Annotated in this window: 18 protein-coding genes; 10 read left to right on the plus strand and 8 right to left on the minus strand. The window is 43.5% G+C overall.

Annotation, left to right across the window (positions count from 1 at the left end):
* Window positions 1-42: 42 nt before the first annotated feature.
* The gene (locus tag BW980_RS01895) at window positions 43-969 is read left to right on the plus strand and encodes a PfkB family carbohydrate kinase (RefSeq protein WP_076453258.1); all 927 of its coding nucleotides are present in this window, start codon (window positions 43-45) and stop codon (window positions 967-969) included.
* Between the two features lie 45 nt (window positions 970-1014).
* A complete protein-coding gene (locus tag BW980_RS01900) occupies window positions 1015-2913 on the plus strand; it encodes an amidophosphoribosyltransferase (protein ID WP_076453259.1) in 1899 nt (632 codons plus the stop codon).
* 415 nt (window positions 2914-3328) lie between these two features.
* On the opposite strand, the gene BW980_RS22470 is transcribed toward BW980_RS01900, so the two are convergent.
* Together BW980_RS22470 and BW980_RS01910 are read right to left on the minus strand one after the other, a co-directional pair.
* A complete protein-coding gene (locus tag BW980_RS22470) occupies window positions 3329-3475 on the minus strand; it encodes a hypothetical protein (protein WP_175609833.1) in 147 nt (48 codons plus the stop codon).
* 870 nt (window positions 3476-4345) lie between these two features.
* Window positions 4346-4954 carry a superoxide dismutase gene (locus BW980_RS01910; protein ID WP_076453261.1) on the minus strand — a complete coding sequence of 203 codons (609 nt, stop codon included), beginning with the start codon at window positions 4952-4954 and terminating at the stop codon, window positions 4346-4348.
* Window positions 4955-5073: 119 nt separating this feature from the next.
* On the opposite strand from BW980_RS01910, the gene BW980_RS01915 reads away from it, so the two are divergent.
* From BW980_RS01915 to BW980_RS01930, 4 genes are all read left to right on the plus strand, one after another.
* Window positions 5074-8181, plus strand: coding sequence for a UvrD-helicase domain-containing protein (locus tag BW980_RS01915; protein ID WP_076453769.1), 3108 nt, complete (start codon window positions 5074-5076; stop codon window positions 8179-8181).
* Between the two features lie 11 nt (window positions 8182-8192).
* Window positions 8193-9386: a glycine C-acetyltransferase gene (gene kbl / locus BW980_RS01920; protein WP_076453262.1), complete on the plus strand. Its 1194-nt coding sequence runs from the start codon at window positions 8193-8195 to the stop codon at window positions 9384-9386.
* Window positions 9387-9499: 113 nt separating this feature from the next.
* A complete protein-coding gene (locus tag BW980_RS01925) occupies window positions 9500-10858 on the plus strand; it encodes an OmpA family protein (RefSeq protein WP_076453263.1) in 1359 nt (452 codons plus the stop codon).
* Between the two features lie 63 nt (window positions 10859-10921).
* Window positions 10922-13678 (plus strand): PD-(D/E)XK nuclease family protein, encoded by a 2757-nt coding sequence (locus BW980_RS01930; protein ID WP_076453264.1) that lies wholly within the window; start codon window positions 10922-10924, stop codon window positions 13676-13678.
* A 20-nt stretch (window positions 13679-13698) separates the two neighbouring features.
* Here BW980_RS01930 and BW980_RS01935 read toward each other — a convergent pair whose 3' ends face one another.
* Window positions 13699-14409, minus strand: a complete 711-nt coding sequence (locus tag BW980_RS01935) for an SDR family oxidoreductase (protein WP_076453265.1) — start codon at window positions 14407-14409, stop codon at window positions 13699-13701.
* Window positions 14410-14714: 305 nt separating this feature from the next.
* Here BW980_RS01935 and uxaC point away from each other — a divergent pair, with 305 nt between their 5' ends.
* From uxaC to BW980_RS01955, 4 genes are read left to right on the plus strand one after another with little or no spacing between them, the layout of a single operon-like run.
* Window positions 14715-16118 (plus strand): glucuronate isomerase, encoded by a 1404-nt coding sequence (gene uxaC, locus BW980_RS01940; RefSeq protein WP_139327597.1) that lies wholly within the window; start codon window positions 14715-14717, stop codon window positions 16116-16118.
* An 11-nt stretch (window positions 16119-16129) separates the two neighbouring features.
* The gene (locus BW980_RS01945; protein ID WP_076453266.1) at window positions 16130-17110 is read left to right on the plus strand and encodes a TRAP transporter substrate-binding protein; all 981 of its coding nucleotides are present in this window, start codon (window positions 16130-16132) and stop codon (window positions 17108-17110) included.
* 1 nt (window position 17111) lies between these two features.
* On the plus strand, window positions 17112-17570 hold the full coding sequence (locus BW980_RS01950) for a TRAP transporter small permease (RefSeq protein ID WP_076453267.1): 459 nt from the start codon (window positions 17112-17114) through the stop codon (window positions 17568-17570).
* A 5-nt stretch (window positions 17571-17575) separates the two neighbouring features.
* Window positions 17576-18871, plus strand: a complete 1296-nt coding sequence (locus BW980_RS01955) for a TRAP transporter large permease (RefSeq protein ID WP_076453268.1) — start codon at window positions 17576-17578, stop codon at window positions 18869-18871.
* A gap of 216 nt (window positions 18872-19087) precedes the next feature.
* On the opposite strand, the gene BW980_RS01960 is transcribed toward BW980_RS01955, so the two are convergent.
* From BW980_RS01960 to BW980_RS01980, 5 genes are all read right to left on the minus strand, one after another.
* Window positions 19088-20503 (minus strand): GH1 family beta-glucosidase, encoded by a 1416-nt coding sequence (locus BW980_RS01960; protein ID WP_076453269.1) that lies wholly within the window; start codon window positions 20501-20503, stop codon window positions 19088-19090.
* Window positions 20504-21517, minus strand: a complete 1014-nt coding sequence (locus BW980_RS01965) for a glycosyltransferase family protein (RefSeq protein ID WP_076453270.1) — start codon at window positions 21515-21517, stop codon at window positions 20504-20506.
* A 22-nt stretch (window positions 21518-21539) separates the two neighbouring features.
* Window positions 21540-22403, minus strand: coding sequence for a UDP-2,3-diacylglucosamine diphosphatase (locus BW980_RS01970; protein WP_076453271.1), 864 nt, complete (start codon window positions 22401-22403; stop codon window positions 21540-21542).
* 378 nt (window positions 22404-22781) lie between these two features.
* Window positions 22782-23867, minus strand: a complete 1086-nt coding sequence (locus BW980_RS01975; RefSeq protein WP_076453272.1) for a sulfatase-like hydrolase/transferase — start codon at window positions 23865-23867, stop codon at window positions 22782-22784.
* On the minus strand, window positions 23864-25459 hold the full coding sequence (locus BW980_RS01980; protein ID WP_076453273.1) for a purple acid phosphatase family protein: 1596 nt from the start codon (window positions 25457-25459) through the stop codon (window positions 23864-23866). Before BW980_RS01980 ends, BW980_RS01975 begins: the two co-directional genes overlap by 4 nt.
* Between the last annotated feature and the right edge of the window lie 8 nt (window positions 25460-25467).

The following is a 25467-nucleotide window of genomic DNA, read 5'->3' on the forward strand; positions in this document are numbered from 1 at the left end:
CATTACAAAACCGTATATTTGCAGCTAAATTAAAAAACTTACATGGGCAAACTTCTAATCGTGGGCACTGTTGCCTTTGACGAAATTGAAACTCCTTTTGGTAAAACCGATAAAATTTTGGGTGGTGCGGCCACCTTTATTGGTCTTGCCGCTTCACAGTATAATGTAGAATCTGCAATTGTATCGGTCGTAGGTGAAGATCTTCCACAGGCTTACTTAGATGTATTAAAGGCCAAGAACATCGATCTTACTTCCCTGGAAATTGTAAAAGGGGGAAAGACCTTCTATTGGAAAGGAAAGTATCATAACGACCTTAACTCTAGGGATACTTTGGTTACGGAACTAAATACCTTAGCGGACTTTAACCCGGTTGTGCCGGAAGGTTTTAAGGATGCGGATGTGGTAATGTTAGGTAATCTTCATCCAAGCACCCAGCTGAGTGTTATCAATCAGATGAAAAAACGACCAAGGTTAATAGTATTGGATACTATGAACTTTTGGATGGATAATGCCCTGCCTGAATTGACCGAGGTCATCAAGCATATTGACGTACTTACCATCAACGATGAGGAAGCGCGCCAACTGACCAAGGAATACTCGTTGGTGAAAGCGGCGAAGGTCATCCAGGAAATGGGTCCTAAATACTTGGTCATAAAAAAGGGAGAGCACGGAGCGCTCCTATTCCATGAGGGTAAAATTTTCTTTGCCCCGGCCTTGCCCCTAGAAGAGGTTTTTGACCCCACTGGAGCGGGAGATACCTTTGCCGGTGGTTTTTCAGGCTATTTGGCGGCAACGGAAGACCTTTCGTTCAATAATATGAAAAATGCGGTAATACACGGTTCAAACTTGGCGTCGTTCTCTGTTGAAAAATTCGGCACTGATCGCATGCAAGAACTGAAAAAGGACGAAGTAAACAAAAGGCTGCATCAATTTAAGGCCTTGACCCAATTTGATATAGAATTACAATAACGACACGCCCCAAATTTAGGGGCTTTTTTAATATGCAGATTTACAATGAGTGACGCTATCAAACATGAATGTGGTATTTCGGTAATTCGCTTGCTTAAGCCTTTGGAATACTATAAGGAGAAGTACGGTACGGCCTTTTACGGGGTGAACAAAATGTACCTGATGATGGAAAAGCAACACAACCGAGGCCAAGATGGTGCCGGCTTTGCCAGCATAAAGCTTGATGTTGCACCAGGGGAGCGTTATATGAGCCGGGTGAGGTCAATAGCCCAGCAGCCGATACAAGACATTTTTGCCCAGATCAACGACCGGATCAATACGACCCTTCAGGAGCATCCTGAATATGTCGACGACGTTGCGGCGCAGAAAAAGAATATACCTTATATAGGGGAAGTACTTTTAGGGCACGTGCGTTACGGAACCTTTGGTAAGAATAGTATAGAGAGTGTGCATCCTTTCTTAAGGCAGAACAATTGGATGCACCGTAATATTATTGTTGCGGGGAACTTTAACATGACCAACGTGCATGAGTTGTTCGACAATTTGATCCAAATAGGGCAGCATCCTAAGGAAATGGCCGATACGGTAACCGTAATGGAGAAAATCGGTCACTTTTTAGATGATGCCGTTGCCAAGTTGTATAAGCAGATCAAGAAAGAGGGATATACCAAGCAGGAGGCTTCACCAATTATAGCGGAACGCTTGAAAGTGCACAAAATATTGAGAAGGGCAGCCAAAAACTGGGACGGGGGTTACGCCATGGCCGGTCTTTTGGGCCATGGGGATGCTTTTGTACTCAGAGACCCCGCAGGTATTCGCCCTACCTATTATTACCAAGATGACGAAGTGGTCGTAGTGGCTTCCGAACGCCCCGCGATACAAACCGTCTTTAACGTGCCTTACGAATCGGTCAAGGAGTTGGATCCGGGACACGCCATTATTGTCAAAAAAGACGGTACTTCTTCCATAAACCAAATTTTAGAACCTGTAGAGCGAAAGGCCTGCTCTTTTGAACGGATCTATTTTTCTAGGGGAAGCGATAAAGAAATTTATCAAGAACGAAAGAAATTGGGGCGCCTGGTTTTTCCACAAATCCTTAAGGCCATTGACCATGATATAAAGAATACGGTGTTTTCCTATATACCCAACACGGCCGAAACTTCTTTTTTCGGAATGGTGAGGGAGGCACAAAACTACCTGAACAAAAGAAAAGAAGAGCAAATTCTTTCCATTGGTTCGGAAATTACCAGCCAAGAGCTGCATGAAATTTTGGAAGTTCGCCCGCGGATCGAGAAAGTGGCCATCAAAGATGCAAAGCTGCGTACCTTTATTACACAAGATAGCAGCCGAGACGATTTGGTAACGCACGTATACGACATTTCATACGGTTCTGTAAAGAAGGGAGACAACCTGGTCATTATAGACGATAGTATTGTTAGGGGAACGACCTTAAAGAAAAGTATACTTCGCATACTCGATAGATTGTCGCCCAAAAAGATAATTGTGGTATCGTCGGCACCGCAGATCAGATACCCTGATTGTTATGGTATAGATATGGCCAAGTTAGAAGACTTTATTGCCTTTAGGGCGGCCTTGGCCTTGCATGAAGAGCGCAAGACGATGAGCCATGTGGAAGACATCTATAACAAATGTCTAAAACAGCTGAACACTAAAGATAAAGACGTAATCAATTACGTTAGGGAATTCTATGCACCGTTTACCGCGGACGAGATTTCACAAAAAATTGGGGAGCTGCTCAGTCCTGAAGACATTAAAGCGGAAGTAGAGATCATTTATCAGAGCGTTGAGTCGCTTCACGAGGCTTGTCCTAAGAATTTGGGGGATTGGTATTTCACCGGAAACTATCCGACACCAGGGGGCAACCGCGTGGTGAACAAGGCCTTTATCAACTTCTATGAAGGAAAGAACGAAAGGGCATATTAACGATTTATTTCGATGAAATGCATTTTTTAATGTAGTTCGTCGATCATATAAGCTATTTAGCGTGTTTTTAACTTCTTACAGATGTTGTGGGACTACATTTGGTCTTGCCATAGCATAAGTAGGTTAAGTTCATGGTAAGATTTGGGGCAAAAAGGTGGAGATTTCTCCACCTTTTTATTTTTACAGACTTTTCTAACCACCTATAAGATTTTTTACCCTTTGCTGTATTGCATTTCTTTTTGCAATATACCTTTTCCGCTCATTTCGTGTCTTTTATCCGATTTTTATACGGTTCGGCAAAGATGTTTTTGCCTGCCTTAACACCGCTGTATATTTGTAGGACCATAGCATAAGTAGGTTAAGTTCATGGTAAGATTTGGGGAAAAAGGCGGAGTCAAACTCCGCCTTTTTATTTTCAAAACCATTTTAATCCCTTTCTCGGATAGTTCTCTTTTCCATAGTATAGCTCCAAAACATTGTAAATAATCCGGATTTTATTGATAAAGAGGTATTTCAGCCACGGTTTTGATCGTTCGTCCGAAACCTTTTTTCCAAGCTTCATAGCGCTTTATATTCGTAGGACCATAGCATAAGTAGGTTAAGTTCATGGTAAGATTTGGGGAAAAAGGCGGAGTCAAACTCCGCCTTTTTATTTTCGAAAAGATTCAAAGCCATTTTACTCTTCCTTCGATAGTTCTCTTTTCCATAGCATAGCTCGAAAACATTGTAAATAATCCGGATTTTATTGATAAAGAGGTATTTCAGCCACGGTTTTGATCGTTCGTCCGAAACCTTTTTCCCAAGCTTCATGGCGCTTTATATTAGTAGGACCATAGCATAAGTAGGTTAAGTTCATGGTAAGATTTGGGGAAAAAGGCGGAGTTTGACTCCGCCTTTTTATTTTCGAAAAGATTCAAAGCCATTTTACCCTTCCTTCGATAGTTCTCTTTTCCATAGCATAGCTCCAAAACATTGTAAATAATCCGGATTTTATTGATAAAGAGGTATTTCAGCCACGGTTTTGATCGTTCGTCCGAAACCTTCTTCTCAAGCCCCTTGAGAGCTTACATTTGTAGGACCATAGCATAAGTAGGTTAAGTTCATGGTAAGATTTGGGGAAAAAAGGTGGAGCTATGCTCCGCCTTTTTTATTATACAAACCCTTGTAAATATAAGACCTGACGGGCTTTTCGGGCGTTTTTGTCAACAATTGGGTTTAAAAAAAACCCCGAAAATAGTTTTTTTATTTCCCACAATACCAGTATTTTAGTATCGCCATAGCATAAGTAGGTTAAGTTTATGGTAAGATTTGGGACGAAAAGGGTGGAGTTTACTCCGCCCTTTTCTATTTTAAATAAGGAACTAAAAAAACCGCTACGAACTAGATCGTAGCGGTTTTTTGTGTTTTACAAGAGTAAATTCTCGGCTGCTTCTTACTTGTTGGCAGCGTAAAGTTCGGCAACTTTATTCCAATTGATAACATTGAAAAAAGCGCTGATGTAATCAGGTCTCTTGTTTTGATAGTTTAAGTAATATGCGTGTTCCCAAACATCAAGACCTAGGATCGGAAATCCGTCACAGCCTGTTTCGGGCATCAAAGGGTTGTCTTGGTTAGGAGTGGAGCACACTTCCAACTTGCCTCCCTTATGTACACAAAGCCATGCCCAGCCTGAACCAAAACGGGTAGCGGCGGCGGCACTGAATTTTTCCTTGAAAGCCTCAAAAGAACCGAAGGCACTGTTGATGGCATCTGCAAGTTCGCCAGATGGCTCTCCTCCTCCATTAGGTGACATAATTTCCCAAAAAAGTGAGTGGTTATAAAAACCGCCTCCATTGTTTCTAACGGCACCGTTGGACATGTCTAGGTTCTCAAGGATCTCTTCGATCGATTTGCCGGCCAATGCAGTTCCTTCAATAGCACCGTTCAATTTGGTTGTGTAACCATTGTGGTGTTTTGTATGGTGGATTTCCATTGTTCTAGCGTCAATATGTGGTTCCAATGCGTCGTACGCATAGGGTAATTTTGGTAAATCAAAAGCCATTTTATATGTGTTTTTAGATTAAAAATTAACGAAATCAAATTTACAGTTTTTAACATACAAAATCACTAAATAATTTGTTAAGAACCTTTTTAGAATTAGTATTTTGCATAAAAAAGCACTTGCAACACAGCACTTTTAAAATATACAACGCTTCGGCGGGCTCGGGAAAGACCCATACGCTGACCAAAGAGTACCTTAAAATCGTACTCTCGCCAGGAGACCGTTTCAGTAAAATTTTGGCCATTACGTTTACCAACAAAGCGGTAAACGAAATGAAGCACCGTATTTTGGACAGTTTGTTCAAATTTGGTCAAGTAAAGGACGAGGCCGAGGCCCCCGCACTTTTTCTTGACCTCATGAAAGAACTTGGCATCGATGCCGCTGAATTGCGCCAACGTTCTAAGCAGACCTTAAAGCAAATTCTGCACAACTATGCATTTTTCGATATTTCTACGATCGATAAGTTTACCCACAGGTTGATTCGAACCTTTGCCAAAGATTTAAAATTGCCCCAAAATTTTGAAGTGGTCTTAGATACCGACCTATTACTCGATGAAGCGGTGGCAAAACTCGTGCACAAAGCGGGAACGGATAAACAGTTGACCCAGGTTTTATTGGATTTTGCCTTGGAAAAAATTGACGATGATAAGAGTTGGGATATTGCCTATGACCTAGGAAATATAGGTAAGCTGCTCTTTAGGGAAAACCATGCCGAGCACCTGCAGAACCTCAGGGATAAAAACATTGACGATTTTTTGGGGTTGAAAAAAACCTTGCGCTCCAGAATAAAGGCTAGCCAAGAAAGCCTTGTGGGCTTTGCTGACCTGGCCCTGCAGTTAATCGAGCAAAATGGGTTGGAATTCCCTGATTTTACGAGGTCTTATTTTCCAAAATTCATGGAAAAAATTGCCAGTGGGGATTTGGCTATTGATTTCAACGCGGGTTGGAAGCAAAATTTTGATGATGCCGTACTTTACAATAAGTCTACTGCAGAAGCTACTAAGGCCACATTAGATGATTTGCATCCGCAGTTCTCGGAAATCTTCAATAAGATAAAGCATACGTTCTACGAGCTTTCCTTTCTGAAAAATGCCTATTCGAACCTAGTACCTTTAACGGTGCTGAACGCCATACAAAGGGAGGTGAAAAATTTACAGAACGAACGCGATCAACTTTCCATTGCGGAGTTCAATACCATTATATCGAAAGAAATAAGAAATCAGCCTGCTCCTTTTATTTATGAGCGGTTGGGTGAAAAATACCGCCATTATTTTGTTGATGAGTTTCAAGATACCTCAACCTTGCAATGGAATAACCTTATCCCCTTGATCGGTCATGCCTTAGAGGGGGAAGACCTGCAAGGAAATAAAGGCTCCTTGTTTTTGGTGGGCGATGCCAAGCAGGCCATTTATCGCTGGCGAGGTGGCCGCGCAGAACAGTTTCTTGATTTGGTCAATAAAACGGCGAGTCCCTTCGCAATCCCTGCCGAGACCGAATCCCTGCCTACCAATTGGCGTAGTTATGATGAGGTGATCAAGTTTAATAACGACTTTTTCACCGCCACCAGTCCCTTTTTGAACAATGCCATGTACAATGCCATGTTCGTCGAAGGGAACCGGCAGGGCTGTAATTCAAAACAGGGGGGCACGGTACAGCTCAAGTTCATCGATAAAGACGACGATAAGACCAAAGATGAACAGTACTGTGAAGAAGTGTTGGCCACTATTGCGGCCGTCATCGAAAAAAAATACGGCTACGAAGACATTTGTATTTTGGTCAGGGGCAATCGGCAGGGGGTCTTGTTGGCCGATTTTCTCACCCAAGAACAAATACCTACCATTTCATCGGAGAGTCTTTTGCTGAACAGTAGCGATAGGGTGCGTTTTTTGGCCGACCTTATTGGGTATATCGGCAACCCCGAAAACCTGGAAATCGCCTATAACCTGCTTACTTTTCTTTCAAAAGGAAGCCAAAGCAGGCACCAATACATTTCAGGGCACCTAAAAAGACTGCCCGAACTGCTTAAAAACGAATTCGGTCTTGATGTTGAAGAACTGAAAGAGCTTTCGGTATACGATGGTATGGAACGGGTGATACGCCAATGCAATTTGGTGGAAGGCTCTGATGCCTACGTTACTTTTTTTATGGATTTTGTTCTGGAAACCGAACAAAAAGAGGGTACGGGCATTCAGGCTTTTTTGAACCTTTGGGAGAAGAAGAAGGGTAAACTTAGTATTTCGGCCCCCGACAATATCGATGCGGTACGTATAATGACCGTTCATAAGTCGAAAGGGCTCGAATTTCCGATCGTGATATTTCCTTTTGCCAATGAGAATATCTACAAGCGAATGGATAAAAAGATATGGCTTCCGCTAAATGCCGAAGCTTTTGACGGGTTCGAGGAAATTTTAGTGACCGAGAAAAAGGAGGTAGAGAACTATGGCGAAGAAGCTGCACGGATCTATTCCGAAGAAGAACACAAAATGGAACTTGATGCCCTTAACCTTTTATATGTAGCATTGACACGGGCCGAAAAGGCGCTCTATGTTATATCGGAAAAGGATTTGGCCAGGGGGCAGCATAAAACGGATTATTATTCAGGACTCTTTATTGAATACCTAAAAGGAAAGGGCTTGTGGTCCGATGACGAATTGACCTATGCCTTTGGTGAACTTGAGGAAGCACCGGAAGTACATCAAACAAAGGCCTTACGGAAAATCGATTATAGCTTTACCCATAAGGACAGGTCTGGGTTCAAGATTTTGACGCGTTCGGGAATGTTGTGGGATACCGATAGGGAAACCGCAATATCAAAAGGAAACCTTATACATTATATATTAGGATGTATAGAAACCGAAGAGGATATAGAGGCCGCATTGAACAAGGCAGTTCGGCAGGGCGAAATAGAAAAGCAGGAAATCGATGAAGTACGGGGCAAGCTAGAACGCATCGTAAAACATCCGAAGTTGAATACCTATTATATAAAAGGGAATACGGTCAAGAACGAAAAGGATATTATTACCGCCGAAGGCCAAATTGTAAGGCCCGATAGAATTGTCATAAACGGAAACCGGGCGACCCTTATCGATTACAAGACCGGTAAGGCCAATCCGAAGTATAAAGAGCAGCTCTATTTCTATGCCGATGCCTTGACCAACATGGGCTATGTTGTAGAAAATAAGATCATTGTCTATATTAATGATGACATAATACCAGAATTCATATAATAGAGGAAGAGATGTACGGAAAAATTCAGGAGCACCTAAAGAAAGAACTGGCGCAGATCAAGGAAGAAGGTCTTTATAAAAGCGAACGGATTATTACGTCACCACAAGGGGCGGTGATCAAAATTTCAACGGGAGAAGAGGTCATCAACTTCTGTGCGAACAATTATTTGGGACTTTCGTCCCATCCGGAAGTGATACAGGCGGCCAAAGATACCCTTGATAGCCATGGCTTTGGTATGTCGTCGGTACGCTTTATTTGTGGCACCCAAGACATACATAAAGAGCTCGAAAGGAAAATAGCCGATTTTTACGGGACGGAAGATACCATATTATATGCTGCGGCCTTTGATGCCAATGGTGGGGTCTTTGAGCCCTTGCTTACCGCGGAAGATGCCATCATATCCGATGCGCTCAACCACGCATCCATTATTGATGGGGTGAGATTGTGCAAGGCCAAACGTTACCGCTATGCCAATAGCGACATGGAAGACCTTGAAAAACAATTGAAGCAGGCCGAGGCAGATGGGGCACGGTTCAAGATAATCGTAACCGATGGCGTATTCTCTATGGACGGACTCGTGGCTCCCTTGGACCAGATCTGTGACTTGGCGGATCAATACGATGCCCTCGTTATGATAGATGAATGTCACGCAACCGGGTTTATAGGCCCGACCGGAAAAGGCACTTTGGAGGAAAAAGATGTTATGGGCCGTATCGATATCATTACGGGTACCTTGGGTAAAGCCCTTGGTGGTGCCATGGGCGGGTATACTACCGGTAAAAAGGAAATCATAGAAATTCTACGACAACGCTCCAGGCCCTATCTGTTTTCCAATTCCTTGGCGCCCGCCATCGTAGGGGCTTCCATAAAGGTGTTCGAACTTCTTGAAAATGATGCTTCCCTACGTAATAAGGTGCAGGAAAACGCGGCCTATTTCAAGGAAGGAATGAAGAAGGCCGGCTTCGATATTATAGATGGGGAATCGGCAATTGTGCCCGTTATGTTGTATGATGCCAAATTGGCGCAGGAAATGGCGAGTCGTTTGTTGGAAAAAGGAATTTATGTAATAGGATTTTTCTTCCCTGTAGTCCCAAAAGGGAAGGCGAGAATACGTGTTCAGCTATCTGCTGCCCATGAAATCAAGCATTTAGACCGTGCGATAGACGCTTTTATCGAAGTTGGAAAGGACTTAAAAATCGTTTAAATGCACTATTTACGGCATTAAATGCGTTAAAAAAAATAAGAAATTGATTTTGTTAATAATATTTAACAACTTACATTTGCAGCTAATAAACACTTAAACTTAAAAATTTGAACATGAAACATCTTAGCAAATTATTGGTTGTTGCTGTCCTTATTGTAGGCATCAATAACATACAAGCGCAAGACGAGAATAATCCATGGCAAGTACAATTCGGAGTTAATGCCATAGATGTGTACCCGACAAGCGATGACAATTTCCCGACACAGACTAGTTCTTTCGGTAATGAGCTTATGAACGCTTCGGACCACTGGAATATTCTTCCTTCTATCTCCTATGTTGGTGTGTCAAGATCTGTAGGTGACGGTCTTTCCGTTGGTGTTAGAGGATCGTTGAACAAAATCAGCAAATTAGGTGATATAGGTGTAGATGATCTTTCGCACTACGCTTTAGATGGTACAATTAAATATAACTTCCTTAAGGAAAAAGTTGTAGATCCATTCGTTGAAGTAGGTGGAGGTTATACCTGGGTTGACGAAATTGGTGCTGGTACCGTTAACGGTGGTGTTGGTGTAAACTTCTGGTTTACTGACAACATCGGTCTTACTGTACAGACTGTTTACAAGCACGCTTTCGAAGATTACGGTCGTAAGCACTGGCAACATTTAGCAGGTATCTCTGTTAAGTTTGGTGGTACCGATACTGACGGAGACGGTGTATATGACAAAGATGATGCTTGTCCAGAAGTTGCTGGTCTAGAAGCTTTCAACGGTTGTCCTGATGCTGACGGTGACGGAATCGAAGACAGCAAAGATGCTTGTCCTAACGAAGCTGGTTCTAAAGAAATGAACGGTTGTCCTGATGCTGACGGAGACGGTGTTGCCGATAAAGATGACAAGTGTCCTAACGAAGCCGGATTGGCTAACCTAGCAGGTTGTCCTGATGCTGACGGAGACGGTGTTGCCGATGGTGACGATGAGTGTCCTAACGAAGCAGGTCCTGCCGAAAACAAAGGATGCCCATGGCCTGATACTGACGGTGACGGTGTATTGGACAAAGATGATAAATGTCCAGAGGTTGCTGGTACAGTAGCTAACGCTGGTTGTCCTGAAGTAACTGAAGAAGTTCAAAAACAATTGAACGACTACGCTAGAACTATCTTGTTCGATACAGGTAAGTCTTCTATCAAAGCTGAGTCTACTTCTGTAATGGTTGACATCATCACTATCTTGAAAGAGTACCCAACTGCTAAATTTACAGTAGAAGGTCACACTGATAGCGTTGGTAGCAAGAAATTGAACCAAAGCCTTTCTGAATCAAGAGCACTTGCTGTAAAAGAGTTCTTAGTAGACAAGGGTATCGAAGAGTTCAGATTGTCTGCTGTAGGTTACGGTGAAGACAAGCCAATCGCTTCTAACAACACAAGAAGTGGTAGAAAAGAAAACAGAAGAGTTGAAATCAACTTAGTGAAGTAATTTCTCTCAACTAAATAAATTGAAAAGCCCCGACATTTGTCGGGGCTTTTTTTATTTTTGGCTATGCAGAGTTTTTTAGAGGAAGTAGTCAAAGAAGTTTGGAAAAAGCACAGTTCGCATGAGCATATTGTTTTTGTGCTGCCGAGCAAGCGTGCGGGTACATTTCTAAAAAATGCTATCGCCAAATCGGCCGATAGCACATTTTTTGCCCCAGAGATATACAGCATCGAAACCTTTATCGAACAGATTGCGGGTTTGTCGTATGCTACCAATACCCAGCAACTCTTCATCTTATACAACACCTATCTTAAGGAGTCTTCCAAAGAGAAGGATAGTTTTTACAGTTTCTCAAATTGGGCGCAGACCCTTTTACAGGATTTTAACGAGATCGACCGCTATTTGGTTGATGCCAAAAGGCTATTCTCTAATCTTGCCGCCATTCAAGAATTGACGCATTGGTCCGTTCAGAAGGAGAAAACCCAAATGATGGAAGATTACCTCCGTTTTTGGCACAATCTCGAATCGCTCTATAGCAATTTTAACGAGGCCTTGTTGTCTTCCGGCCTTGGCCACCAGGGTTTGGTATATCGCGAAGCTTATGATAAGTTGGGCGGCTATCTCGACGAAAACCCAGGCAAGTTCTTCGTTTTTATAGGGTTCAATGCCTTGAATACGGCGGAAACCAAAATCATACAGCATATTCTCGATCATGCCGACTCCGATATCTATTGGGATATAGACTCTTATTTTCTTGAGGACAAGGTGCACGATGCAGGCTTTTTTTTAAGACAGCATCTCAAGACATGGCCTTATCTTAAGGCGAACGCCCTAAAAGGCGTAAGCTCGTATTACCTTGGCGATAAGAATATCAATATTATCGGGGTGCCCAAAAATGTATCGCAAGCTAAGTATACGGCACACTTACTAGAGGAAATACAGGCCAAACAACCCGCTGATTTAGCCCGTACCGCGGTAGTGTTGGGCGATGAATCCCTTTTAAACCCCGTATTGAATTCTATACCGGAAAGCATCGTAAGGGTCAATGTTACCATGGGCTATCCTTTGAACAAGATTCCCTTGGCCAGTTTGTTCGACCAGTTTATCAATTTATATATCAATAGAAACGAACAGGGCTGGTTTTACCAGAACCTTTTGTCATTTTTGGCGCATCCGTACGTGCAGACCCTTTTGCATGCTGAAAATGCGGCCGAAAGGGGGCATTCTATTGAGGCAACCATTAAAAGTAAGAACTGGGTCTATATAAATGCGGATCAGATCAAGCGGATTGAAGGGGGCGAAGGAGGGGCTAGTCAGCTCCTATTTCATAAGGAAACTCCTTCACCCAAAGAAATTTTGGAACTCTGTTTACGTATTATCACGGTCCTAAAAGACCGGCTTCAGAATGCTAAGGATGCCTTGGCAATGGAGTATCTTTATAGGTATTTCAATCTGTTCAACCAGTTATCTGACCTGGTCACGAAGTACGAGTTTATAACCGACCTTAAATCTTTATTGGGACTTTATCGTGAGTTATTGTCATCTGAAACCCTTGACTTTCAAGGGGAGCCTTTAGAAGGCTTACAGGTAATGGGAATGCTCGAAAGCCGTAACCTAGATTTTGAGACCGTGATCATTACCTCGGTCAACGAAGGCATCCTACCTTCGGGAAAATCGAACAACTCTTTTATTCCTTTCGATCTTAAGGTGCAATTGGGACTTCCTACCTATAAAGAAAAGGATGCGGTTTACACCTATCACTTTTATCGATTGTTGCAAAGGGCAAAAAATGTCTATATCCTTTACAACACCGAACCTGATGTATTGGAAGGCGGTGAGCGCAGTAGGCTTATCAACCAATTGCTGACCGATGAAAATAGAAGTTCGGCCATACATGAGAGCGTAGCCTCTCCCGTAATAGTACCGAAACGGCATGCCTTGGAATCGATAGAAAAAGACACCGGTTTAATCGAATTGATAAAGGCCCACGCCTTAAGGGGATTTTCGCCGACCTCGCTGAGCAATTATGTACGCAACCCCATTGATTTTTATAAGCGGAATTTACTCGGTATAGACGATGTGTTAGAAGTGGAAGAAACCATAGCTGCCAATACTTTCGGAACGATTGTTCACGACACCTTGGAAGAGCTCTATACGCCTTTTGTAGGAAGCATTTTGACTGAGGAAAAGCTGGTGGATGCCAAAACAAAAGTGGCGGAACTGGTAAAAAAACACTTTGCCAAGACTTATTTGGACGGCGATATCTCTAGGGGGAAGAACCTCATAGCGTTTAATGTAGTGCTCCGTTATATCGAGAATTTCATCAATCTTGAAATTGCCGATGTCAAAAAGCATCAGATCAAAATCATTGGTTTGGAGGAAAATTTAAAGGTAGCCCTAGATATTGACGGGATTGATTTTCCGATCAACTTAAAAGGAAAACTCGATAGGATCGATGAGGTTGATGGTACCTTGCGGATTATAGACTACAAAACAGGTAGCGTTGAACGCAATCAGTTGGAAATTGTAGATGGTACATCCATTACCTCCGATTACAAGTTCAGTAAAGCGTTTCAGCTGCTGTGCTACGCGAGCATGTATTCATCGGAACACCCAGGGGTGCTTATGGAAGCGGGAATCATATCATTTAAAAAGCTGGGATCGGGCGTTATGAAGTTCGCGACCAAGGATAAGGCGGGAAATGGGGCTAAAAAGGAAACAAAAATAGGGAAAGAAACCCTTTCCCTATTCTCTACCGAGCTTAGCGCCCTAATTACCGAAATCTGTGATATAAACATTCCCTTCACCGAAAAGGAAGTCTAGCCTATACCACGGGTTTCAACTTATTTTTTATCCGGTCTTGTAGGTCGTACCTCTATTTTGCTTGGCAAGGTACGCGGATGCATTTTCAACAGGTCATATACAAGTTCGCCAATGTCTTCGGGCTGTATTTTCCAGGCATCCTTTTCATTGGTTTCGTGACCGGCAAAATCGGTCGCCACCGAACCGGGCATAATAGTAGATACCTTGATGTCATACTTGCGCAAATCTAGCATGGCCGCTTGGGTAAAACCGACCACTCCAAATTTTGAGGCGTTATATCCGGCTCCTGAAGCAAAAAAGTTGGTGCCTGCCAAACTCGCCAGGGTAATATAGTAGCCCTTTGATTTTTTTAAGGCTTCTACAGATGCCTTCAAGGTGTGGAATACACCGCTCAAGTTCGTGTCTATCATTTGGTGCCAGGCATCCTCTTCAAGTTCGTCTACCGGGGCAAAATGGCCTACACCGGCGTTGGCAACGACTACATCTAACTGGCCCCATGTATCCAATATCTTTTGAACGGCTGCCTTTTCATCGCCATGATTGGCAACGTTTGATGCCAAGGCTAGAACACGGCCTTCTGCGTCGAGCTGCTTTGCGGCTTCCTTTACGGTTTCAAGCGTGCGTCCACTAATGGCCACTCGGGCCCCTGACGCTAATAATTTGGCGGCTACCCCGTAACCGATTCCCTTTGATCCTCCCGTGATATATACTACTTTATCCTTTATATCCATGTGTTTCGTTTTTTTTATAAAATTAAATCGATTTAAATAGAGAAGAAAGGGAAGGGCGTTATACTTTTCTTAAATGCGTCATCTTGGCCGTTTTATTGCCGAATATGGTCAATACGATACTATTTATGCAATTTTAACAGTCGACTTTGTTAATATTGGCTAGTGTTTGGTGCCCTAACGTTGATTGTGTAGTTTTTCTTGCCTATACCAGAATAGTAACCTATTTTAGAGGCAGCAGGTTGCTTCTAAAACCACCGGAAAGTCCTGCACAAGAAAAAAGAAGTTCGAACTACGTTGAAAAACCAATAAAAGTGACCAAATTTTTAGACGATAATTTTTTGCTTGAGAGCAAACAGGCACAGACACTCTATCACGAGTATGCCGCCCAGATGCCCATTATCGATTACCACAACCATTTGCCGCCAAAAGACCTAGCTGAAAACCGGGTTTTTACGAGTATTACAAAGGCTTGGATCGATGGGGACCATTATAAGTGGAGAGCCATGCGTACCCTCGGTATCGATGAGAAATACATAACGGGCGACGCCACCGATAAAGAAAAATTCATGAAATGGGCCCAAGCGGTTCCGCATACGATGCGCAACCCATTGTACCATTGGACACATCTTGAGTTGTCGCGTTATTTTGGAATTACGGAGACCCTGAGCGAAAAGAACGCTTCATCGGTATACGATGCCACTACCGAAATGCTACAGTCCCAAGACTACGGTGCTAGGGGGCTTATTACTAAAATGAACGTAGATGTACTTTGTACTACCGAAGACCCGATCGATACATTGGAATATCACCAGCAATTGGTGAAAAGCAATTTTAAGACCAAGGTGAGCACGGCCTTTAGGCCCGACAAGGCCATTTTGATCGGTAGCGAAACCTATAATGATTATGTCGATAGTTTGTCAAAGGTTTGCGATACCGAAATTACTACCTATGACGAGCTGTGCGATGCACTTCGGCAACGAATCGAATATTTTAATTCTAACGGTTGTTTCGTGTGCGACCACGGTCTGTCGCACCTGTATGCCGAAGATTTTACCGAATCGGAAGTAAAAGCTATTTTCAAACAAAGAAGAGGTGGAAGTCCCGTAAGCCCCTTGGAAGCGGCGAAATTTCAGAGTGCCCTCCTGTTGTTTCTTTCAGAGACTTACCACGAATTTGGTTGGGTACAACAGTTTCATTTGGGGGCCTTGCGTAACAACAATACGAGAATGCTTTCCGAATTGGGTCCCGATACGGGATGGGATTCCATAGGCGATTATAGCCAAGGCGAAAGTCTTTCTAAATTTCTTGATACCCTCGACAGCAAAAACAAACTTACCAAGACCATACTCTATAACTTAAACCCTTGGGACAATGCCTTAATGGCGACCATGACCGGAAACTTTAACGATGGTAGTGTCAAGGGCAAGGTACAATGGGGCTCCGGATGGTGGTTCTTGGATCAAAAGCACGGTATGATCGATCAGATCAACACCTCGTCGAATATGGGGCTTATCAGCTGTTTTATCGGGATGCTCACAGATTCAAGAAGTTTCCTTTCCTTTCCTAGGCACGAATATTTCCGTCGGATTCTCTGTAACCTGTTCGGCAATGAAATGGCCAAGGGCGAACTTCCCAACGATATGGAATGGATCGGTACCATGGTACGGAACATCTGCTACAATAATGCAAAAGAATACTTCGATCTTTAATTAAGAGCTACATGAAACTATATTTAAAAGTTGTTTTTTTCAGCCTAGGTATGCTGTTGGTAAATGGCTGTGGCGAGCTTAGCGGCACCCGTACCTTGCGTTTGGCCCACGGGCTCGATGTCAATCATTCGGTACATAAGGCTATGGTTAAGATGGGTGATGACCTGAAAAAGATTTCAGGGGGCAAAATGAGGCTTGAAATTTACCCGAACCAGCAATTGGGTACAGAGCGCCAATGTTTGGAACTCCTGCAAATTGGTAGTTTGGATATGACCAAGGTGTCGGTAGGGACCTTGGAGAACTTTGCACCCAAAATGAAAGTATTGGGCTTGCCTTTTTTGTTTAGGGACAGGCAGCATTCGTTCAATGTTTTAGACGGCCCCATCGGGCAGGAATTGCTGAACGACGGTGAGCAATATTGGCTTAAGGGATTGGGGTATTACGATGCCGGAAGCCGTAGTTTTTATACCAAAGACCGACCCATAAATAGCCCTGAAGATTTGGGAGGTTTAAAGATCAGGGTTATGGAAAGTGTTACGGCCATGGACATGGTAAAAGACTTGGGAGGTTCGCCAACACCCATTTCTTGGGGCGAACTGTATACGGCCCTGCAACAAGGTGTTGTCGACGGTGCGGAGAACAACCCGCCTAGTTTCTATCTTTCCCGACATTACGAAGTCTGTAAATTTTATACCCTAGATGAACATACCGTATTGCCCGATGTACTATTGGCAGGTACCCATTTGTGGGATAGCCTTTCCGAAGAGGAACAAGGCTGGCTCAAGCAGGCCGTTGACGGATCCATCGGTTACCAACGTAAACTATGGGCCGAATCGGAGGAGGAAGCATTGGCCGAGGTAAAAAAGGCAGGGGTTGAAATTATTAGGCCCGATAAAAGTCTCTTTTCCGAAAAAATCAAAGATTCTTTTGACAAGTATAAGGATGACGAGGCCATTTATAAATTGATTCAAGAAATTCAAGCAACCAAATAATATGGAATTACGGAAAAACATAGACAAGGTGTTGGCCTATTTTCTCGTTACGATAATGGGCATTATGGTGTTAAACGTTTTGTGGCAGGTGTTCAGCCGATTTTTATTGGGCTCTCCAAGCTCTTTTACGGATGAATTGGCCAGGTATCTTATGATTTGGATCGGGATATTGGGTGCGGCATATGTGTCGGGAAAGAACCTGCATGTGGCCATAGATGTTCTGCCAAAACGCTTCAGTGAAAGAACCCAGCGCAAACTACAGCTTGTGGTCCATTGGCTGGTGATACTCTTCAGCTTAGGGGCCTTGGTCATCGGAGGGTCTCGATTGGTGTATATTACACATGTACTCGACCAACATTCTCCGGCCTTGCAAGTTCCTTTATCCGTGGTATACCTCGTGATACCCATAAGTGGCTTGCTGATTATCTATTATAAAATATCTGACCTTCTTAACGATTAAGTATTATGGAGTATTTACCAATTTTAGTTTTGGTGCTGAGTTTTGTGGTTTTACTGGCCATTGGAACCCCAGTTGCCTGGAGTATCGCCATATCATCTGTGCTTACCATGTTGGTGAGCATTCCGGTGTTACCGGCATTTACAACGGTTTCCCAACGTATAGGGACAGGACTAGACAGTTTCGCGCTTTTGGCGATTCCGCTCTTTATTCTTTCTGGGGAATTGATGAACAAGGGAGGTATCGCACACCGTTTGATCGCCTTTGCAAAGACCCTGGTGGGGGCTTTGCCCGGTGGTTTGGCCCTGATTAACATTGTTTCCGCCATGCTCATGGGGGCCATTGCAGGTTCTTCTATGGCCGCTGCGTCTGCCATGGGAAGTATTTTGGGACCGGAGATGGAAAGGGAGGGCTATTCCCGTGAATTTGGTGCTGCCGTAAATATAACGGCCGCCACGACCGGTCTTGTCATTCCTCCGAGTAACGTACTTATCGTTTATTCCTTGGCAAGTGGAGGGGCTTCGATTGCGGCCCTGTTCTTGGCAGGGTATATTCCTGGAATATTGACGGGACTCTTCCTGATGATCGTTGCTTCATTCTGGGCCAAGAAAAAGGGATATAAAGTTGGGGAACGCAGCTCGTTTAAACAGATCTTTAAGACATTTGTCGATGCCCTTCCAAGCCTTTTTATGTTGGTGGTCGTTATTGGCGGTATAGTTGTGGGGGTCTTTACGGCAACCGAAGCTTCGGCCATAGCCGTACTGTACAGTCTGTTATTGGGGCTCTTTTATAAAGAAATTTCATTCGACCGGCTTCCTAAGATTTTATTGGATTCTACCTCTACGACCGCTATTGTCATGCTCTTGATCGGTGCTTCCATGAGTATGTCTTGGGCCTTGTCGTACGAGAATATTCCCCAAGAAATAAGTTCTGGGCTTTTGGGCATCAGCGACAATAAAATCGTAATACTGCTTATCATCAACTTACTGCTTTTATTTGTTGGTATTTTTATGGATATGACCCCGGCGGTACTGATATTTACGCCCATATTCTTGCCGGTAGTAACCAAATTAGGATTGGATCCCGTGCATTTTGGTATTATTATGGTCTTGAACCTTTGTATCGGACTCTGTACGCCGCCCGTGGGCTCAGTGCTCTTTGTGGGGGTCGGTATAGCCAATACTACCATAGAAAAGGTTATAAAACCGCTATTTCCGTTGTTTATTGCCATGATTATAGCCCTACTGCTCGTAACCTATATTCCGCAGCTTAGCCTGTGGTTGCCTAGTTTGTTCGATTTGTAGGATGCTCTAGTGTAGTGGACCGATTTATGAACAGATTATAGTTGTGGGGTGCTCGTATGCACCCCACTCTGATTTTAAGGCTAGCGAGGTGATTTCACGCTTAACACAAGCATAATAAAGCCCTAATCTTAGGGTTACGGTCAGGGTTCGAATAAGGGTCATCTTTGCCGTGCAATATCCGGCATACGTTCTTATTTGGATTAGCTTGAATAATATTCAGCCGATGGGGACATCGGTTTTTTGGGTTTTAACGGCTTTCGGGTGTTTTCTTCCTTTTAAGAACGTACTGTACCATTTTCCCGAAGCCTTGATGGTGCGTTTTAAGGTTTTAAAATCGATATGTACCAAACCGAACCTAGGGTGATAGCCTTCGGCCCACTCAAAATTGTCGGTAAAGGTCCAAACAAAATAACCCGAGACTTTTAGTCCTTCCGAACGGGCCTTGTGCACTTGTGCGAGGTAGTTTTGAAGATAGGAGGTTCGCTGGGTGTCATTGACTTCCCCTTCCTCCATACGGTCTTTAAAGGCGGCCCCGTTTTCGGTAATCAAAATTTGGTTTACGCCCTGGTAGGCGTTGAATTTTTTCAACATCTCGTAGATGCTGGGCGGGTAGACTTCCCAATCCATTAAGGTCGTTGTGACGTTTCGCTCCGTGGCCTTTACAATTTTAGCCCTTAAATAGGGTACCGTATAGCTGTGGCGAACGACTTCCCGGGTATAGTTTTGAATACCGATAAAATCAAACTCAAAAACGCTGTTCTGGGCATCTTCGGGTCTTTGGTATTTTTTTATTTTTCGAAGGACAGGTATACTTTCATTGGGGTAACCAAGGCCCAGGCTTGGTTCAATAAACAGTCGGTTCAAAAGCGTGTCGGCCTTGTGGGCCGCCTTGATATCCTTTTTGCTTTTTGAGCGAGGTGTAATTTGCGAACAGGAAAAAGTGGTTCCGATTACCGCCTTTGGTACGGTTCTGCGTAATATCTTTCCGCCCAAGGCCTGACATAGAACGGCGTGGTGTATGGCGGGAAGAAAGTTTTTGAGTCCCTTTTTACCAGGGGCGTGTACGCCTAAAAAATAGCCCGCCCCGGTAAACACCATAGGTTCATTGAGTACCATCCAATGTTTGACGCGGTCACCAAAATTTTCGGCACAAATTTGTACATAGGCTTCGAACCAATGAAGTATTTTTCTATTGGTCCAACCGCCTAGGTCTTCAAGGGCCTGGGGTAGGTCCCAATGGTAGAGCGTGACCCAAGGGGTAATACCACACTCGAGACAAAAATCAATAAGGGCGTTATAGAAGTCGATTCCTTTTTGATTCACCTTACCCGTGCCGTTGGGCAGTATTCTCGACCATGACAATGAAAAACGGAAATGGTCGATGTTCATTGATTTCATTAGAAGAATATCGGCTTTGTACCTGTTGTAGAAATCGCAGGCGATCTGCCCGTGTTGGTCTTGAAAAATGCTTCCTTTTTTGGTCACGAAGCCATCCCAAATAGATTTTCCTTTTCCGTCGGCTTTATAGGCGCCTTCAATCTGATAGGCTGCGGTAGAAACGCCCCAGACAAAATCGGTTCCAAAATCTTCAGCTTGCAAGTCAAATATGGGAGTCCCACTAGTATGCGTCATTTAAAGAGGTCTGTTTTTTTGAACCGTTAACGATTCTTGTAATACCGATTCGATTATTTCATCGGTAATATCGGGGTAGTGTACGTCTAACCTGACTTCGGTATCTACCCAATTTTTTATTTTGTCAAGATGCTTCATCTTTAGTGATTTGATCACCGGAACCCCCATTTCTTTTAGGGCGGCGGCATTGCACTGCTGTTCATATTGACCTTTCATGGGGATGACCAAAAGTTTCTTCTGCATATGTAAGGCTTCGGCCGGGGTCTCAAAACCTGCGCCACAAAGCACCCCCTTACTGCTTGCCATACTATTTATAAAAGCCTCGTTGGTAATGGGGCTAATGGTGATGTTGTTCGAAAAAATCTCTTTTTGGTTGTGCTTAGAGAACACCTGCCATTTTACGGCCTTAATTTGAGAGAGCATATGGAGGAGTTTCTCATCGCTGTAGGAAGGTAGGTAAACGGTGTAGTGTTCTCCCGAGGTGCGGGTAGTGGACCTTACATCTTGTCTGATGATCGGGGTAAATATGCGTTCGTCATAAGCTTTAAAATGAAATCCGTATTGGGTGGTCGACGGCGCGTATTTTTCGAGTATGATCTTACCTATGGGGTCGTTCTTCTTCGGTTTGGGGGCATAGCGTGATAAAACGGCCGCCTGATGGCTCAGTGCCACACAGGGTAAATTCTTGGTCTTGCAGGCCCATGCCGAAATGGGTTCAAAATCGTTGATGACCAAATCATATGCCGCTACCGGAACGCTTTTGATTTCCTTCTTTATCCTGGCGGAATTTGTTTTTAGATAGGTGCTCCACATATCAACACCACCTTTTTTTCCGAATATAAAACTCCATCCGCTTAGCTGGTATTTTACGGGATAGGGAAGTTTAATATCGGCTTGGGTGCCACTGACCAGTATATCTAGTTCTATATTCTTTTTCATTAAGGCGGGAATGATGTCGCGAGCCCTGCTCAAATGCCCATTTCCCGTGCCTTGTATGGCGTAGAGTACTTTCATCTACCTTGTTTTTTGAGGTGGGTCATTTACTTACTTTTGATGCGACCATATCGTTGAACTCTGACATAAGGCTCTGGAAAAGTTCTTTTTTTTCCAGCATATCAATATGGTCGTTGTGGTCTGAATTGTAGGACTGAATGTACATGTCGTCTTCGTACCTGTATAGCTCCCATTCGCCTTTGGTGTATTCAAGTGCGGTAAGGTTTTCGATCCAATCTCCTGAATTGAGGTAGATTACCGAACCGTTGTCGGTTTCTATGGATTTGATCTCAGGTTGGTGGATATGGCCGCATACGACGTAATCAAACTCGTTTTCTATGGCAATATCCGCAGCGGTTTGTTCGAAGTTATTGATAAATTTTACTGCCGATTTTACACTGTTCTTTATTTTTTTGGACATGGAAACAGGACCCTTTCCAAACTTTTTATAACAGAAATTTACCGCGCTATTGATGAGTATGAGGGTGTCGTATCCAATGGCCCCCAATTTTGCCAACCATTTTGAATGCTGCATGGTAACATCAAAAACATCACCGTGAAAGATCCAGGCCTGCTTGCCATGAACCGTTAAGACCAGTTTGTTGACGATACTGAAGGAACCCAGTTTAAAACCGGAAAACTTACGCATCATTTCATCATGGTTGCCGGTAATGTAATGTACCTGTACACCTTTGGCGATCCACTCCATAAGCAATTTTACCACCTTCATGTGCGATTTGGGCCAGTACCGTTTGTTGAACTGCCATATATCTACAATATCGCCGTTGAGCACTACTTGCTTCGGGTTGATAGATTTTAGGTACTTGATAAGTTCTTTGGCGTGGCAACCATAGGTGCCAAGGTGTACGTCTGAAATGACAACAATATCAACAGGTCTTTTTTTCATGGTTACGAAGGGGGCTATGCTTTCTTATTTTTTTGAATTTTAGGGGTGGAAATAGCTTCTAAATTGTGAAATTAGAATGTGGGCCATAAGGGCGGATAGGTATACCGGAACTATTTTCATACAGAGAAAACAAGTTTCGATAAAGATTGGGTTTTTAGTTGACTCGGCCGTAAACTCAAGATTAACAATTTGTTAGTTAATCCTTATGCGTGAAGGGTGGTTTTTAGGCATGAAAAAACCGGTGTATGAGACAAATACACCGGTTTTACTAAACTAACTCAAACTAGACTAACTCAAATAATCACAGGGCAAAATTCGTTTAAACACACTGTTGGGGAGTTAACTTAATATCAAGCTATCATTATGAAAATCATTGTTTCAATCCTTGTTTAAGGATAGGGTTTTTCCAGGCATGTTCGGCGCTTCGGGTTTAAGATCCAATGCCTTTAGAACCGTTGGTGCAATCTGGTTGCTGTATAGTTGTTTCGGGCTTGAGATTTCACCATGGGCGGAAACGCCTTTTCCAAATAAAATCATCCATACCTGTCCGGCACCTTTTATTTTGTCGCCGTGGCTTTTCCAAGTTTCCAAAGGTTGGGTGCCCCTTCCGTGGTCGGTAGTGATTATAAATAGGGTTTTGTCTTTGTAAAAAGGGTCTTGCTGAGTGAAATCGTATAGGTTTTTGAGCAGGGCATCGGTGTTATGTGCCGATGTCAAGTAGGCTTCGTAGTTGCCGTCATGGGCAAAGTCATCGGTTTCCCCATAGGCGATATAGGTTAATTGGGGATGGTTTTTTTTCATATGCTCAATAGCATAGTAGTGGGTAAACGCATCTAAACGAACAGTGCCCCATGGGCTGGGAACCTTTGGCTGTAGTTCGTTCAAGAATTTTTCGCGTTCGCTGAGCTGATCGCCTTTGGCAATTTCAAATCCGGCATTTACCGGTACCCCGGAACGTTCTTCGTTTACGATGAAAGGAAAAACATCCCAACTGCCAAAAGCGGCAACTTTGTTCTTATAACGCTCATCCGAATGGGCGATTTCAAGAATGGTGGTGTTGGGATTGGGAATTTTGTCGTTACTGTTTACACGTTTATCATCGGCCTTTCCGGTCAATATTTCATTGTATCCCGGATATGAAAACCACATTTGATTGGTGAGGTCTACCTTGCTTCCGAGGTTTCGATTGCCGTGTATTTGTCCTTTTTGCGAAAGGGTATTCCATACAAAGGGCATTAAGGCCTTCCTTCTTTCTTGGGGTGTTGGTTTCCAAAACCGGGATTTCAATGCCGTGGTATCGTGAACGTAGGTACGGTTTGACACCAAAAGGGAATCCGCTCCGGAAAAGAGTTCTTGCCACCGTAGCCCATCCAAAGTAATCAATATCACTTTTGTATTGCTCTTTTGAGCTTGGGCATTTACAAATAGGAGGAGTCCAAAAAGACAGAATATTAGCTTTTTCATGGGGTGTTGGTTTTAAAGGTTAAGGTGTTCGACCAGTCGCTCCAATTTAGGTGTTGGTCGCGATAACGAACGCGCCAGAAATAGGTAGAGTCTGGCTTTAGTCTTTTGGAGGGCTCATCGGTAAGGTCATCGCCTTCCTGCCTATTTTCTCGATAATACCAATTTTCAGATTGTTTCCAGTTGTCTAAGACCAAATCAGAAAAATCGGCCTTGGTCGCAATTTGCCAATGTGTCGCGGCATGGTAGGCTCCCTCAAATGAACTGGCAAAATTACCGGCTTTTAGTGTGGTACCGGTAAATGCGATGTTTCCTCCTTTTGGGGAAATGGCTTCGGGTGTTTCGGGCTTTTGGCTTTTGGCGTAAACGGTAATTTCATCGGTCTTTTCGTTTGACCTTGAGATGTGTTCATTGCCCCTGCTTATTCGTTTTAAAGTAAATTTAGGACGGCCCTCGGTAGCATCTACCTCTACCATGACAAAACCATATTCATCTTGGGTTACGGTAAATTCGTCATAATCACGACCTTCAAATTCGCCCCAGTTGTCTATAGCCCCTCCGGCCGAAGCAACATTTACCCAAAGATGTTTGTGGTCTTTCGACTGCCCTCGGGAATAGCCATGGGTGTGTCCGAAGAAGTGAATACTGGGTTTGCCGGTTTTTGTGGTAAAATCTTCAAGGAGCTTAATTACTTTTCCGGTAGATTCCTCTTCTCCGGGTATCCATAATTCCGATTTATGCGGATGGTGTAATTGGGCGAATACAAAGTCGATATCGGGGGCTTTGGCCGCTTCTGCCAAAACTTCCTTCAACCAGGTGTATTGCTGTTCTATTTCTCGATAGCCCTCATTGGAATTCAGGCCGATGATGCGTGTGTTGCCATAATCTTTATACCACCAGTGTTCGGCATAGGCGGGTGTTCCGTTTTTGGGCAGGCTGAAGTATTTGAAGTAATAGGCCGAATTCTTTTCATGGTTGCCCAGTACGGGGTAAACGGGAACCTCTGAGAACAGTTTTTGTGCCGGGGCAAAGAAGTCGTCCTTCCACTGCTCGTATTTGGTGCCGTTTTCCACAAGGTCGCCAGGTACTAAAACCAATGCGAGGTTATCGGGAAGTTTCTTGCCGTACTCCGTTTTAATATAGGGAAGAATACCCTCGTTTACGATTTCAGAAAACTTATCGGGATTCAAGTGGTCTTTTTGTATATCGCTCATGGCAAGCATATTGAACGATTGGTTGTCGCTTGCAAAAGGGGGAGTCTTGAACTGGAAGATGTCCGATACCGTTTTTCCGGTGCGTACACGGTAAAAATAGGTAGTAAATCTTTTGAGGTTTTCTATTTGAACTTCGTGTATTCGAGAATCGGTAAAGTTGACGTCGAAGGCTTTACCCCTTGTTTTTTTGCCCAGTTTCTGGGTCGTGCCCCACTCTACGATACTCTCTTCGCCGCTAGAGGTTTGCCACATTATTTTGATGGAATTCGGGGAGGCGTCCTGTAAGTACGGACGTACCAATATGCTAGGTTGTTCGCTTTGCCCATATACTAGCGTAAAGAGCATAAAGGTTAAAATAAATAGAGGTAAGGTATTTTTCATTTTTGAGT

It is taken from the genome of Zobellia uliginosa (genome assembly GCF_900156625.1).
Classification (GTDB): domain Bacteria; phylum Bacteroidota; class Bacteroidia; order Flavobacteriales; family Flavobacteriaceae; genus Zobellia; species Zobellia uliginosa.

What these genes read in the sequence shown, in the direction of transcription:
- BW980_RS01895 (WP_076453258.1), top strand. Translation starts at nt 43, where the DNA reads ATGGGCAAACTTCTAATCGTGGGCACTGTTGCCTTTGACGAAATTGAA.
- BW980_RS01900 (WP_076453259.1), top strand. Translation starts at nt 1,015, where the DNA reads ATGAGTGACGCTATCAAACATGAATGTGGTATTTCGGTAATTCGCTTG.
- BW980_RS22470 (WP_175609833.1), bottom strand. Translation starts at nt 3,475, where the DNA reads ATGAAGCTTGGAAAAAAGGTTTCGGACGAACGATCAAAACCGTGGCTG.
- BW980_RS01910 (WP_076453261.1), bottom strand. Translation starts at nt 4,954, where the DNA reads ATGGCTTTTGATTTACCAAAATTACCCTATGCGTACGACGCATTGGAA.
- kbl (WP_076453262.1), top strand. Translation starts at nt 8,193, where the DNA reads ATGTACGGAAAAATTCAGGAGCACCTAAAGAAAGAACTGGCGCAGATC.
- BW980_RS01925 (WP_076453263.1), top strand. Translation starts at nt 9,500, where the DNA reads ATGAAACATCTTAGCAAATTATTGGTTGTTGCTGTCCTTATTGTAGGC.
- BW980_RS01930 (WP_076453264.1), top strand. Translation starts at nt 10,922, where the DNA reads ATGCAGAGTTTTTTAGAGGAAGTAGTCAAAGAAGTTTGGAAAAAGCAC.
- BW980_RS01935 (WP_076453265.1), bottom strand. Translation starts at nt 14,409, where the DNA reads ATGGATATAAAGGATAAAGTAGTATATATCACGGGAGGATCAAAGGGA.
- BW980_RS01945 (WP_076453266.1), top strand. Translation starts at nt 16,130, where the DNA reads ATGAAACTATATTTAAAAGTTGTTTTTTTCAGCCTAGGTATGCTGTTG.
- BW980_RS01950 (WP_076453267.1), top strand. Translation starts at nt 17,112, where the DNA reads ATGGAATTACGGAAAAACATAGACAAGGTGTTGGCCTATTTTCTCGTT.
- BW980_RS01955 (WP_076453268.1), top strand. Translation starts at nt 17,576, where the DNA reads ATGGAGTATTTACCAATTTTAGTTTTGGTGCTGAGTTTTGTGGTTTTA.
- BW980_RS01960 (WP_076453269.1), bottom strand. Translation starts at nt 20,503, where the DNA reads ATGACGCATACTAGTGGGACTCCCATATTTGACTTGCAAGCTGAAGAT.
- BW980_RS01965 (WP_076453270.1), bottom strand. Translation starts at nt 21,517, where the DNA reads ATGAAAGTACTCTACGCCATACAAGGCACGGGAAATGGGCATTTGAGC.
- BW980_RS01970 (WP_076453271.1), bottom strand. Translation starts at nt 22,403, where the DNA reads ATGAAAAAAAGACCTGTTGATATTGTTGTCATTTCAGACGTACACCTT.
- BW980_RS01975 (WP_076453272.1), bottom strand. Translation starts at nt 23,867, where the DNA reads ATGAAAAAGCTAATATTCTGTCTTTTTGGACTCCTCCTATTTGTAAAT.
- BW980_RS01980 (WP_076453273.1), bottom strand. Translation starts at nt 25,459, where the DNA reads ATGAAAAATACCTTACCTCTATTTATTTTAACCTTTATGCTCTTTACG.